The organism is Flavobacterium sp., from assembly GCF_041911335.1.
Classification (GTDB): domain Bacteria; phylum Bacteroidota; class Bacteroidia; order Flavobacteriales; family Flavobacteriaceae; genus Flavobacterium.
On sequence record NZ_JAYRPD010000037.1, the window covers coordinates 74807 to 87534 of the forward strand.

At 33.6% G+C, this 12728-nt stretch carries 15 protein-coding genes; 7 read left to right on the forward strand and 8 right to left on the reverse strand.

What is annotated here, in order from left to right; genetic code table 11:
* Nucleotides 1-60: 60 nt before the first annotated feature.
* Nucleotides 61-1440, reverse strand: coding sequence for a S1C family serine protease (locus ACE3PD_RS05795; RefSeq protein WP_374400463.1), 1380 nt, complete (start codon nucleotides 1438-1440; stop codon nucleotides 61-63).
* Nucleotides 1441-1565: 125 nt separating this feature from the next.
* On the opposite strand from ACE3PD_RS05795, the gene dapF reads away from it, so the two are divergent.
* The 5 genes from dapF to ACE3PD_RS05820 all read left to right on the forward strand — a co-directional run bounded on the left by dapF (nucleotide 1566) and on the right by ACE3PD_RS05820 (nucleotide 5725).
* Nucleotides 1566-2354, forward strand: coding sequence for a diaminopimelate epimerase (gene dapF, locus ACE3PD_RS05800; protein WP_374400465.1), 789 nt, complete (start codon nucleotides 1566-1568; stop codon nucleotides 2352-2354).
* Between the two features lie 39 nt (nucleotides 2355-2393).
* Nucleotides 2394-2927 (forward strand): GNAT family N-acetyltransferase, encoded by a 534-nt coding sequence (locus ACE3PD_RS05805; protein WP_374400468.1) that lies wholly within the window; start codon nucleotides 2394-2396, stop codon nucleotides 2925-2927.
* Nucleotides 2928-2931: 4 nt separating this feature from the next.
* The gene (gene mltG / locus ACE3PD_RS05810) at nucleotides 2932-3972 is read left to right on the forward strand and encodes an endolytic transglycosylase MltG (RefSeq protein WP_374400470.1); all 1041 of its coding nucleotides are present in this window, start codon (nucleotides 2932-2934) and stop codon (nucleotides 3970-3972) included.
* Nucleotides 3973-4108: 136 nt separating this feature from the next.
* A complete protein-coding gene (locus ACE3PD_RS05815) occupies nucleotides 4109-4981 on the forward strand; it encodes a DUF2279 domain-containing protein (RefSeq protein WP_374400472.1) in 873 nt (290 codons plus the stop codon).
* Nucleotides 4982-5077: 96 nt separating this feature from the next.
* The gene (locus ACE3PD_RS05820; protein WP_374400474.1) at nucleotides 5078-5725 is read left to right on the forward strand and encodes a peptidoglycan-binding protein LysM; all 648 of its coding nucleotides are present in this window, start codon (nucleotides 5078-5080) and stop codon (nucleotides 5723-5725) included.
* A 2-nt stretch (nucleotides 5726-5727) separates the two neighbouring features.
* Here the strand turns inward: ACE3PD_RS05820 and ACE3PD_RS05825 are convergent, their stop codons facing one another.
* Genes ACE3PD_RS05825 through dnaA form a run of 3 tightly spaced genes read right to left on the reverse strand, consistent with a single transcriptional unit; the run spans nucleotide 5728 to nucleotide 8353 of the window.
* A complete protein-coding gene (locus ACE3PD_RS05825) occupies nucleotides 5728-6462 on the reverse strand; it encodes an SAM-dependent methyltransferase (protein WP_374400476.1) in 735 nt (244 codons plus the stop codon).
* Nucleotides 6463-6466: 4 nt separating this feature from the next.
* Nucleotides 6467-6922 carry a low molecular weight protein-tyrosine-phosphatase gene (locus tag ACE3PD_RS05830; protein WP_374400478.1) on the reverse strand — a complete coding sequence of 152 codons (456 nt, stop codon included), beginning with the start codon at nucleotides 6920-6922 and terminating at the stop codon, nucleotides 6467-6469.
* A gap of 3 nt (nucleotides 6923-6925) precedes the next feature.
* On the reverse strand, nucleotides 6926-8353 hold the full coding sequence (gene dnaA / locus ACE3PD_RS05835) for a chromosomal replication initiator protein DnaA (protein WP_026724816.1): 1428 nt from the start codon (nucleotides 8351-8353) through the stop codon (nucleotides 6926-6928).
* A 203-nt stretch (nucleotides 8354-8556) separates the two neighbouring features.
* Here dnaA and ACE3PD_RS05840 point away from each other — a divergent pair, with 203 nt between their 5' ends.
* Nucleotides 8557-8967: a thioesterase family protein gene (locus ACE3PD_RS05840; protein WP_026724815.1), complete on the forward strand. Its 411-nt coding sequence runs from the start codon at nucleotides 8557-8559 to the stop codon at nucleotides 8965-8967.
* Here the strand turns inward: ACE3PD_RS05840 and ACE3PD_RS05845 are convergent.
* From ACE3PD_RS05845 to ribD, 4 genes are read right to left on the reverse strand one after another with little or no spacing between them, the layout of a single operon-like run.
* On the reverse strand, nucleotides 8964-9578 hold the full coding sequence (locus ACE3PD_RS05845; RefSeq protein WP_374400480.1) for a YigZ family protein: 615 nt from the start codon (nucleotides 9576-9578) through the stop codon (nucleotides 8964-8966). The genes ACE3PD_RS05840 and ACE3PD_RS05845 overlap by 4 nt on opposite strands.
* A 1-nt stretch (nucleotide 9579) precedes the next feature.
* A complete protein-coding gene (locus ACE3PD_RS05850; RefSeq protein ID WP_374400482.1) occupies nucleotides 9580-10440 on the reverse strand; it encodes an EamA family transporter in 861 nt (286 codons plus the stop codon).
* 3 nt (nucleotides 10441-10443) lie between these two features.
* Nucleotides 10444-11049, reverse strand: a complete 606-nt coding sequence (locus tag ACE3PD_RS05855; RefSeq protein WP_374400484.1) for an HAD family hydrolase — start codon at nucleotides 11047-11049, stop codon at nucleotides 10444-10446.
* Complete coding sequence (ribD, locus tag ACE3PD_RS05860; RefSeq protein WP_374400487.1) at nucleotides 11042-12085, reverse strand: bifunctional diaminohydroxyphosphoribosylaminopyrimidine deaminase/5-amino-6-(5-phosphoribosylamino)uracil reductase RibD; 1044 nt, start codon at nucleotides 12083-12085, stop codon at nucleotides 11042-11044. Before ribD ends, ACE3PD_RS05855 begins: the two co-directional genes overlap by 8 nt.
* Before the next feature lie 216 nt (nucleotides 12086-12301).
* Here ribD and ACE3PD_RS05865 point away from each other — a divergent pair, with 216 nt between their 5' ends.
* A complete protein-coding gene (locus ACE3PD_RS05865; protein WP_374400489.1) occupies nucleotides 12302-12640 on the forward strand; it encodes a GNAT family N-acetyltransferase in 339 nt (112 codons plus the stop codon).
* Nucleotides 12641-12728: the final 88 nt, after the last annotated feature.

Below are 12728 nucleotides of genomic sequence, written 5' to 3' on the forward strand. Positions count from 1 at the left end.
TTAATAAAAAAACCAGACATTATTTTTGTCTGGTTTTAAAACTTATCGGTTTGGGTTGTTTTACATGATAATGCTATACATTTGACCGTTTCTGGAGATAATTTGGTATCGTGCTTTTTGATTTTCTTTCTTAGCCAAATAGCTAGAAACAGTTTCCATGTCTTTAGCTTTCATTCCATCGATACTAATAATTAAAGCGCCATCTAAAATATCATTGTATTCAGTGAATTCAGGATTGTTTACTTTTTTGATTTTGATTCCTTCTTTCACGTTGAATTGTTTTTTGTCGGCAGCATCTAAATCTTCAAATTCAATACCGTTGAATTCATAATTTAGAATTTCTTTTTTGGTCAACTTAACAGGAAGTGTTTTTTGTTTCCCATCGCGTAACACACTTACTTGAATAACATCGTTCGGACGTTTTGTATTGATGTAAGCTGATAATTCGGCAAAACCATTGATTTTTTTATCATCTAATTGTACAATAATATCGCCTTTAGTCAATCCTGCTTTTTCGGCACCTGAATTTTTAGTCACCTTATTAATGTAGAATCCTTGTGTTTCTTTAATTCCTAATTCTTTTGCGTAGTTCGAATTCAATTCGCCACCTTCAATTCCTAAAACACCGCGTTGTACATTTCCAAATTGCATTAAATCTTCAATAATTTTTCGAGTTAAATTCGATGGAACGGCAAACGAATAACCAGCATAGCTTCCTGTTGGAGAAGAAATCATCGTGTTAATTCCAACTAATTCTCCACGTGTGTTTACCAAAGCACCACCACTATTTCCAGGATTTACAGCAGCATCGGTTTGAATAAAAGATTGAATTCCGTTGTTGGATAAATTTCTAGCTTTTGCTGAAACAATTCCGGCAGTAACAGTAGAATTTAAGTTGTACGGATTTCCAACCGCCAAAACCCATTCGCCAACTTTAATTGCATCAGAATCTCCAAAAACTACATAAGGTAATTTTTCATCGGCTTCTACTTTTAAAAGCGCAATGTCCATTTTTGAATCGGTTCCAACCAATTTGGCTTTGTACGATTTATTGTTGTTAAGCGTAACTTCTAATTCCGTAGCATCTTGGATAACGTGATTATTAGTCACAATATAACCATCTTCGGTAATGATAACCCCAGAACCTGTTCCTATTTGCGTTTGTTCTCTTGAACCTTGATAGCCGTAAATGAAATCTATGATGTTTCCGGGAACTTTTGAAACACTCACATTTTTAACGTGAACTACGGCATGAACCGTGTTTTCGGCAGCAGCTGTAAAATCAATATTTTCAGCTCCTAAATTTACATTTTTAGCATAATTAGGTGATGCAAGTGTTAGTTTTCCTGCATTATTTGGTTCTAAAAAGAATTTGTAAGCACCTAATGTTACAGCACCACTTAATAAAGAAACCGCTAATAAACTTCCAAAATTTTTCATCTTTTTTTAATTTTTGTTCACTCAAAATTATAACAAAAAATATTCCAAAAAATCACTTTAACGCTCGATTAACAATGTTTAACATCTTATTAATAATTCGTACTTTTGTATAAACTAATTTGATAATGCAACTTACATTTTATAAATATCAAGGAACAGGAAACGATTTTGTTATGATTGACAATCGTTCAGAGTTTTTTCCAAAAAATAATACCAAACTTGTGGCACAATTATGTGATAGAAGATTTGGTATAGGTGCTGATGGCTTGATTCTTCTGGAAAATCATCCACAATATGATTTTAAAATGGTCTATTATAATTCCGACGGAAATGAAAGTTCGATGTGCGGAAATGGTGGAAGATGTCTAGTAGCTTTTGCCAAACAAATGGGCGTTATAGAAAACAAAGCCGAGTTTGAAGCAGTTGACGGCTATCATTATGCAACTATTGATACAAACGGAATTGTAGCGCTACAAATGAAAGATGTTGATACAGTTAATCAATATGAAGATTATACCTTTTTAAATACAGGTTCGCCTCATCATGTGCAAATGGTACACGATTTGAAAACTTTGGATGTAAAATCAGAAGGTGCAAAAATCCGTTATTCTAATTTGTATGGAAATGCAGGAAGTAATGTCAATTTTGTATATCAATTAGCGAATGACATTTTTGCAGTTCGCACCTATGAACGTGGTGTTGAAGATGAAACTTTGTCGTGTGGAACAGGGGTGACTGCAGTTGCTATTGCGATGCATCAAACTGGAAAAACAAATAATAACATCATAGATTTAAACGTAGAAGGCGGAAAATTGAAAGTACAATTCGATGTAGACAACGGAAAATACACCAACGTTTTCTTAATCGGGCCAGCAACTTTTGTTTTTGAAGGGAAAATTGATTTTGATTTTTGAACTTGTAATTGTCCCGAAGCTTCGGGATTGAACTTGAAAATGACAACATTAAAAGGAACTACCATCTACCTGCGCGCACTCGAACCCGAAGATTTAGAGTTTATCTACAAAATAGAAAACAACGAATCAATTTGGGAAGTAAGCAATACACAAACACCTTATAGTCGTTTTTTGATTCGTCAGTACTTGGAAAATGCGCATCAGGATATTTATGAAGCCAAACAATTGCGGTTAGCTATTTGCTTAAATGATACATTCGAAGCAGTAGGTTTAATTGATTTATTTGATTTTGATCCTAAAAATAATAGAGCAGGAGTTGGGATTGTAATTTCAAATGGAAGTAATCGAAATTTAGGATTAGGTTCCGAAGCATTGCAACTTGTTATCAATTACGCTTTCAATCAATTGCAATTGCATCAATTATATGCAAATATTGGTTCAAAAAATGAAATTAGTATTTCCCTTTTTACTAAATTTGGCTTTCAAAAAATCGGAGTAAAAAAAGATTGGAATAAAATCAACAATCATTACGAAGATGAAATGCTATATCAATTAATCACATTTAAAAAATAACCCCTTGAACGTAAAAAAAATAATTTCAATAATTGCCGTTGCTGGAATTGTAGTTGCAACTGCAGTAGGTGTTTATGTCTATTTCAAAGCTTTTACACCAAATACACAGTTTTCACAAGACGAAGTTTATGTTTACATTCCTACAAATTCGACTTATGAACAAGTAGTAGAAATCGTGAAACCATTCGTGAAAGATTTTGAAAAATTTGATTTCGTAGCCACATCAAGAAATTATAGTACTAATGTAAAAGCCGGAAAATTTCTTTTCAAAAAAGACATGACCAGTTTTGATATGGTAAGAAGTTTGCGTTTAAACGTTCCAGTAAAAGTAGCGTTTAACAATCAAGAAACTTTAGGAAAGTTAGTACAACGTTTAGCAACTCAATTAGAACCGGATAGTTTAAAATTAGAAGTAGCTTTTACTAACACACCATTTTTAGAAGAAAACGGATTAACAGAAGAAACGATTTTAGCTCTTTTTATTCCAAATACATACGAGTTCTATTGGAATACACCAGCAGACAAAATCGCTCAAAAATTAGCAAAAGAATACCGTATTTTCTGGAATAAGGAACGCACAGAAAAAGCAAAAGCGTTAGGATTAACTCCAATTCAAGTGTATACGTTAGCGTCAATTGTACATAAAGAAACAGCAAAAGTAGATGAAAGACCAACAGTAGCTGGTGTTTATTTAAACCGTTTAAAACAAGATATGCCGCTTCAGGCTGACCCAACTGTCATTTTTGCAATTAAAAAACGTTCGGGTAATTTTGACCAAGAAATCAAACGTGTTTTCTTTAATGATTTGCGAATTAATTCTCCTTACAATACTTATATTAACAAAGGATTACCTCCAGGTCCAATCGCTATGCCAGATGTTTCGGCTATCGATGCGGTTTTAAATGCTGAAAAACACGATTATATTTATTTCTGTGCCAATCCAGACAAACCGGGCTATCACGCTTTTGCATCAAGTTACGAAGCACACCAAGTAAATGCTAAAAAATATGCAGAGTGGGTAACTAAGTTAGGAATTGATCGTTAATTTTTAGAAGCGAATGGCTTGGGCTCACTTGGTTTCCATATTCCTGCTTTCCGTTGCAATCTTTTATAAAACTTTAGGGTTTTATAAAAGGATTTCCACTACAATCAGGGCTAGTTGGCTATTCATTTTTTTGTTTGTGTCTATTTTTTCTCAGGCGCAATCGGATATCAATACTTTTTTAAAACCTTCTGACACACTAAATAAGCCTAGACGAACTGGAGTTTACATTGGCGAATCCGCTGCTTTAGGTGCTACTTTAATTGGTTTAAATCAACTTTGGTACAAAGACTATCCAAAATCGAGTTTCCATTTCATCAACGATAACAATCAGTGGTTGCAAATGGATAAATTAGGGCATATGTATTCAACCTATCATTTAGGAAGAGTAGGTGCCGAAATGTTGCAATGGAGTGGCGCATCTCAAAAGGAACAATTAATTTATGGTTCCACTTTGGGTTTGGGATTCCTTACTGTAGTTGAGGTTTTTGATGGTTTTTCACAAGAATGGGGAGCATCTTCTGGCGATATAATTGCCAATGTTTCGGGAACTGCGCTTTATGTATCGCAAGAATTACTTTGGAAAGAGCAACGCATCACACCTAAATTTTCATTTCATCAAACTAAATTTGCTTCACAACGACCAGAAACTCTGGGTACATCGCTTAACGAAGAAATTTTAAAAGATTATAACGGTCAAACGTATTGGTTGTCGTTCAATGTTCATTCGTTCACAAAAGATAAGTTTGTTCCTAAGTGGTTAAACCTTGCCGTAGGCTATGGCGGAGAAGGAATGCTGTACGGAAAAGATGCCGAAGCAATCGAAAATGGAATCATTCAAAACCCATATCGTCAATTTTATCTGAGTTTGGATGTTGACTTAACGAAAATTACTACAAAATCTCATTTTTTAAAGACGCTTTTCTCGGTTTTTAACACAATTAAAATTCCTGCACCAACTTTGCAATACGATGAGTATAACGGACTTAAAGCACATTTCATCTACTTTTAGAAAAGATTAACATGCTGTAAATCAATATTCTAATTTTTTTTGTATATTTGCATCGGTAATTTCAGATGGGTGACAGACGCTGAGAAATAACAATTCATGATAAAAAAAAGGTCGTATTTTATAGGATTGACACTCCTAGTATTAGTAGTTTCTTCAGGTTTTATAACCTTTAAGGAAGAAAAATTAGAAGGATTTCATTTGTCGAACTCAGAGGTAATTAAATACCATGTTCCAAATGAATATGAGAACGAAGAAGTAATTATTCCAGTTAAAGTGCCAAATGTTGGTAAATCATTTTCTGGTTTTGCTCAAAAAATGGCTTACAAAGAGTCAAGAGGTATATTACATTTAGTGAATCCATACGGATACATGGGTAAATACCAATTCGGAAGAAGTACGCTACGCACTGTGGGTATTTATGATTTTCAAGAATTTTTACGTAATGCTGAATGGCAAGAAGAAGCTTTTAAAGCTTTAATCGCTAGAAACAAGTGGGAATTACGTAAAGAAATTCAAAAATATTCAGGTAGAGTAATCAATGGTGTAGAAATTACAGAATCAGGTTTAATTGCGGCAGCGCATTTAGGCGGAGCGGGTTCAGTAAAAAAATATTTAAGAAGTAATGGACGTAATGGTTTCAAAGATGGTTTTGGAACATCGTTATCAAGCTACATCAGAAAATTTTCAAATTACGATATTTCGCACATCGAAGCAGATGCAAATGCTAAAGTAGATTTAGAGTAATTTTACATTTTGTGAATAATAAAAATACAAGGTCGATTATGTAAATCGGCCTTTTCTTTTTTCCATTCGTTAACCGTTTTGGTTTTGATGAATTCTGTCGGCAACGTAATATCACAAGCCACACATAAAAGCGTACTCGGTTGTAGAATTTGCAACAAATCTTCCATTAATTTATTATTGCGATAAGGCGTTTCAATAAATAATTGCGATTGATTTTTATCTTGCGACAAACGTTCGAAATTTTTCAACGCTTGTTTTTTATCGTTTTTATCAATAGGTAAATAGCCGTTAAAAGCAAAACTTTGTCCGTTCATTCCGCTAGCCATCAAAGCCAATAAAATAGAACTTGGTCCTACTAACGGCACTACTTGAATTCCTTTTTCATGTGCCAATTTCACAATAACAGCACCAGGGTCAGCAACACCTGGACAGCCAGATTCGCTCATTAATCCAATGTTTTCGCCTCTTAATAAAGGTTGGATGAATTCATTATGTTCAGCAAAATCGGTATGTTTATTTAGAACCGAAATCTTTAAATCGGGTTGTTTTTTTTCGGGATGAATGCTTTTGATGAATTTTCGAGCAGTTTTCTCGTTTTCAACAATGTAATAATCTATAAAATCAATAGTTCTCTTAATAGTTTGAGGCAAAACATCTTCAGGAACTACCGTAGTTTCTCCAGGATTAGAAAGTGTAATTGGAATTAAATACAGTTTGCCTAAAGTGTTTGATTTCATGATATTATTGCTTAAGTTTTCTTGCGATTTCCTCACAAGCTTGGTCTAACATATCAAAAACGTTTTCAAATCCGTCTTGACCTCCATAATATGGGTCGGGAACATCGACATTTTCGTTTGGAAAAATTTCGTTTAGAATCAGTTTGACTTTTGATTTAGCTTCTTCATTTGGAGCTAAAGCCAAAACATCTTTGTAATTGGAATTATCCATCACAAAAATATGGTCAAAAGTATCAAAGTCACTTCTTTTGAATTGTCTTGCTCTTTGATTGGTGATGTCTAAACCTCTACCTTTAGCAGTTGAAATGGAACGTTTATCGGGTAATTCTCCAGCATGCCAACCGCCAGTACCAGCAGAATCAACTATAAAATCTTCGGAAAGTTTAGAGCGCATAATGCCTTCTGCCAAAGGAGAACGGCAAATATTTCCTAAGCAAACCATTAAGATTTTTGTAGCCATGAATTATAGCGATAACTTCTTGTTGATATCGTCAACGAATTTACGGAATTGTTTGTCAGTAGTAACTAAGTTATCAACTGTTTTACAAGCGTGAAGAACCGTTGCGTGGTCTCTGTCTCCAATTTGCGAACCAATGTTAGCCAAAGAAGCTTTCGTGAATTTCTTAGCAAAGAACATCGCTAATTGTCTGGCTTGTACCACGTGACGTTTTCTAGTTTTTGACTGTAACGTTTCAACATCCAATTGGAAATAATCCGAAACAATTTTCTGGATATAATCAATTGAAATTTCACGTTTTACGTTTTTAACGAATTTTTCAACTACTTGCTTAGCTAAATCAATAGTAACTTCACGTTTGTTGAAAGAAGATTGAGCGATTAATGAAATAATAGCGCCTTCTAGTTCACGAACATTAGATTTAATATTTTTAGCAACGTATTCGATAATTTCTTCTGGCATTTCCACTCCATCACGGAATAAAATGTTTTTCAAAATTGAAATACGTGTTTCGTAGTCGGGTTGATGTAATTCTGCTGATAATCCCCATTTGAAACGAGATAGTAAGCGTTGCTCAATATCTTGCATGTCCACTGGTGCTTTGTCAGAAGTAAGAATTACTTGTTTTCCGTTTTGGTGTAAGTGGTTGAAGATGTGGAAAAATACATCTTGCGTTCCTGATTTACCCGATAAGAATTGTACGTCATCGATAATCAAAACATCAATTAATTGATAAAAATGAATAAAATCGTTACGCGTGTTTTTCTTAACCGAATCAATATATTGTTGTGTAAATATTTCAGCCGAAATATACAACACGGTTTTTTCTGGATATTTATCTTTGATTTCAACCCCAATAGCGTGAGCTAAGTGCGTTTTTCCTAATCCAACTCCACCAAAAATTAATAATGGGTTGAAGGAAGTTCCGCCTGGTTTGTTGGCAACTGCCATACCTGCACTTCTTGCTAAACGGTTTGAATCTCCTTCAAGGAAATTATCAAAACTATAATTAGCATTTAATTGCGATTCGATTTTTAAATTTCGAATTCCAGGAATGATGAACGGGTTTTTTAATTCTGGATTTTTATTCACAATTGGCACATCTACTTCCTGAGGTTTTACCGCGGTTCTGTTGTAACTCGGAATTTGCTCAGTAAATGGAAGTTTATTGCCATAAGTGTTTTCCATTTTAATTTTATACAATAACTTTGCGCCTGGTCCTAATTCTTTAGTTAGGGCTACTTTTAATAATTTTACATAGTGTTCTTCTAACCATTCGTAGAAGAATTTACTAGGTACTTGAATAGATAACGCGTTATCGTTTAGTTCAACTGACTGAATAGGTTCAAACCAAGTTTTGTAAGCTTGATCTTGAATATTGTCTTTTATGAAAGACAGACAGTTGTTCCATACCGATTGCGCAGTTTTCGTCATAAATTCAATTAATTATTACTTGTTTATTTTAGTTTTGTAATAGGTTACAAAAGTGAACAGAATGGATATTCTGTTCGGTTAATTTGGGTTAGCAAATATGTGAACAATTTTTTGTAAAAAAAATTTTTTTAGACTTGATTTTTAAAAAAAAATATTGTAAGCCTAAGAGGATTTTTTTAATGTTAATTTAATATAGATTTAATATGAGAGAATATCAGTTTCAAGTTCGTGTGCGTTATGCGGAAACAGACCAAATGGGAGTAGTTTATCACGGAAATTATGCACAGTATTTTGAGATGGGACGCGTGGAATGGCTAAGAAATTTAGGGGTTTCGTATAAATGGATGGAAGAAAACGGCGTTATGCTTCCTGTGGTTTCATTGACAATGAATTACAAAAAGCCAGCTCGTTATGATGACTTGTTGACTGTTAAGACAATATTAAAAAGTCAGACCTCAGTGAAGATAGAATTTGACTATGAAATCTATAATGAAGCAAATGAGTTATTAACAACGGGTTACTCAATGTTAGTGTTTGTTGATATGAAAACTGGACGTCCAATTTTGCCCCCAAGTTATGTTTCCGAGAAGATAAATTCGTTTCTTGAAGTTTAAATTTCGGTTAGTTTTATTTCGTATAAATTTTCAAAAGTGTCCAATAAATTTTGGACATTTTTTTTTCGGGTAGCAATTTCGATTTCGCAATCCATTTCCATTTTTTGAGAAACAATTTGCAGATTTTTCTCTTTGATGATGCGCATCACTTTATTCATGTTGGCATATCCAAAAGAAATAATAAAATGTTTGTCAATGGTTCGCTCTACAATTTCAGAATTTTCCAATGCCATTTGGGCTGTAATCTTGTAAGCAGAAATTAATCCACCAACGCCCAATTTTACGCCACCAAAATAACGAACTACTACAACTAATATATTGGTAACTTCAAACGACTGAATTTGTCCGTAGATTGGCATTCCAGCACTATTATTTGGTTCGCCGTCATCATTAGCACGGTATTGAATTTTCTCAGTTCCAATTTGATACGCATAACACCAATGACGCGCTGAAAAATGCTCTTTTCGTAAACGTTCTAAAATTTCTTTGATTTCTTCTTCAGTAGTTACAGGAAAAGCGTAGCCAAAGAATTTACTATTCTTTTCTTTATATAGTACTTCTTCAGAAGCAGTTGCAATGGTTTTATACGTGTCTTTTTCTGGAAAATCCATTTTAATAGGTAACTAACAATAAGGCAAATAGTGCTAATCCAATTCCGAAAGCATTTCGCATGGAAATTCTTTCTTTGAAGAAAAGGATGCCTGCAAAGGTAGAAACAATTACAATAGCAATGTTATGAATGGTAAATAAAGTAGCACTTTCAAACGCTTTTGCTTCTAACATTTTGACTAAGAAATACAACGAAAAATAATTGGGTAAACCTAATGCAATTCCGCCCAAAATATTTCTTCCAGCAAATTGAATTTTTCCGCGAAGGGTTAGAAATAGTATCGTTAGTATTCCCACAGTGAAAGCACAGAAAAAAGTTACTGAGGAAAACAAACCGATTTTATTCGACGGTACATGGAATGTTTGCAAGTATTTTAAACTCGCATCAATAGTTCCGGCCCCAATAAACACCAAAATAGGATAGAGGAGATTCGAAGCTTGTTGCACTTCGCCAGTTTCTTTTTTTGAAGTAAAATATACTGCTATTAATGTTAACAAAATCCCAATAATTTTAATAAAACCAAGGTTTTCGTTATATAAAATTACACCTAATGAAATAGGAATTATTACCGACATTTTAGATGCCACCGAAGCCACCGAAAGTCCGTTTCGTTGCGAAGTTAGGGTAGTAGCGTAAAAAGTAGAGATAAAAACAAATCCCAAAAGAAGACTTCCTTTAAACCAATCTTCACTAATAATTTCTGTTGGTACAATACTCGAATCTAAAAAGAAAAGTCCGACCAAAAATGCTACAAAATAATTTACTACTAAAGCTTGTAAGGCATCAATATTGAATTTGGCGAATAATTTAATAATAACAAAAAGGACAGCATTAAATAAAATGCTTAGTAGTAAATAAATCACGGATTAGTATATTATTTTTTTATCAAAAATTTGGGTAACATCATCTGTTCCAGGTTTTAGATTCCAAACTTGAAGTCCAAGTTTTTCTGCAACATCGGTGTTTTCTTTTTTATCGTCGATAAATAGTGTTTTTTTTGGATTCAAATTATGGTTGTTGATTACATATTTGAAAGCGTTTTCATCTGGTTTTCTTAAACCAATTTCATAGGAGAAATACACTTTTTCGAAACAACTGTAAAAATCGCGAGCAAACGTTTGTCCTTCTTTATGTTCAAATTTCTCAATGTGAGTATGATCGGTATTGCTTAAAAGAAATAAGCGATATCTTGAAGAAATCATTTGTAAAAATTCCAAGCGATACAAGGGGAAATCGCCCAAAATAGAATTCCAAGCGGCTCTAATTTCTGTTAAATCAGCATTTGGTAGATGTTTTTGAAAACCTTGTATGAATTCAAGTTCGTCAATTTTTCCAATTTCGTACTTTTTATTCAAAGTGTCTAAATCATCATGCCAAGCGGTTAAGCCTAGTTTTCTAAATTCAGAATCAATTGCTTGTTTGTTCAAATCGATAAATACATCGCCAAAATCAAAAATAATTGCTTCAATCATAATTCTTGAAAATTTTAAGTTCATCATTCATTATGTCAAAACCAGCAACCGGATTTCCGGAAATATTTGGGGCTAATATGCCGTTTTGAAATGTTGTGTCTCCTTTGAAAACACGTGCTTCATCCCATAAATTCGCATCTATAAAGGATTGCAGCGTTTTACTTCCTCCTTCAATTATAACGGATTGTATGTCGTTTTTATACAAAATATCGCAAATTGAAGAAATTAGGTGAATATCAAAGATAGCATTTTCATAGATACAATTTTCAGTTGAAATGAAATTTTCGCTTTCCGTAATAAAAATTGTTTTTTGGGAATTATTTTTAACGTGATAGTTTTCAGAAATTTTTCCTGATTTATCCAACACAATTCGAATCGGATAATTTCCTGAAAAATCTCGGGCATCTAATTTTGGATTATCGTCTAAAACGGTGTTGGTTCCCACTAAAATAGCTTGTTCTTCCGTACGCCATTTGTGAACCAATTGTCTGGAATATGGATTTGTAATCCAAACGGGAACTTTTTCTTCTTTCGAAAGTGGAGCAATAAAGCCATCAGCTGTTTCCGCCCATTTCAAAATAATATAAGGTCTTTGTTTTTGATGAAAGGTAAAAAAACGTTTGTTGAGTTCGTTGCATTCGTCTTCTAAAATACCAACGGTTACATTTTTGCCACTTTCAACTAGTTTTTTGATGCCATTTCCAGCCACTTTTGCAAAAGGGTCAACGGTTCCAACAACTACATTCGGAATTTCATTCGCAATAATTAAATCGCAACACGGAGGCGTTTTTCCGAAGTGACTACACGGTTCTAAACTCACGTAAATCGTAGCTTCTTTCAATAACGATTTATCTTTTACCGAATTCACAGCATTGACTTCCGCATGAGGTTCGCCTGCTTTTTTGTGCCAACCTTCGCCAATGATTTTACCATCGTGAACAATTACACTTCCCACTAACGGATTTGGATACGTCGTTCCCAAACCATTTTTAGCGAGTTCAATACAGCGTTTCATGTAAATTTCGTGCGTCGTCATAATACAAAAGTAGTATTTTTAAGAGTATAAAATTAAACATATATGTCATATAAGTTTGAAAATGTTTAAGGAGTTAATTTTTAAGCTTGTATAAGTTTTTTGTCTTCTTTTATGTGCTTTTTAAATCTTATGAAAAGGTAAAAAAACTTAAATGACTTCTATGTTTAAAACAATCTCAAGTTAATTTATGTAATTTTACCCAACAATAAAAATGCTATGTTAATTAGAGAAATCCAACAAAAAGATAATGTGTCGATTGCAAAGGTAATTCGCGATATTTTTCATGAACTCGATGCGCCAAAAGTAGGAACAGCTTATGCCGACCCAATTTTAGATACGTTATATGAAGTATATCAAGCGCCACGTTCTGTTTATTATGTGGTGGAACATGAGGGAAAAGTGGTTGGTGGTTGCGGAGTTACACCTCTAGAAAATGCAGATGCATCTGTATGTGAATTACAAAAAATGTACTTTGCTCCTGAAATCAGAGGAACGGGTTATGCCGAAAAAATCATTGAAAAGTGCTTGGAATTTGCTAAAAAAACAAGGATTTGAAATCTGTTATTTAGAAACTTTATCTTTCATGACAACCGCCCAAAAATTATACAAAAGAATAGGTTTTGAAAATATAGATGGTCCAATG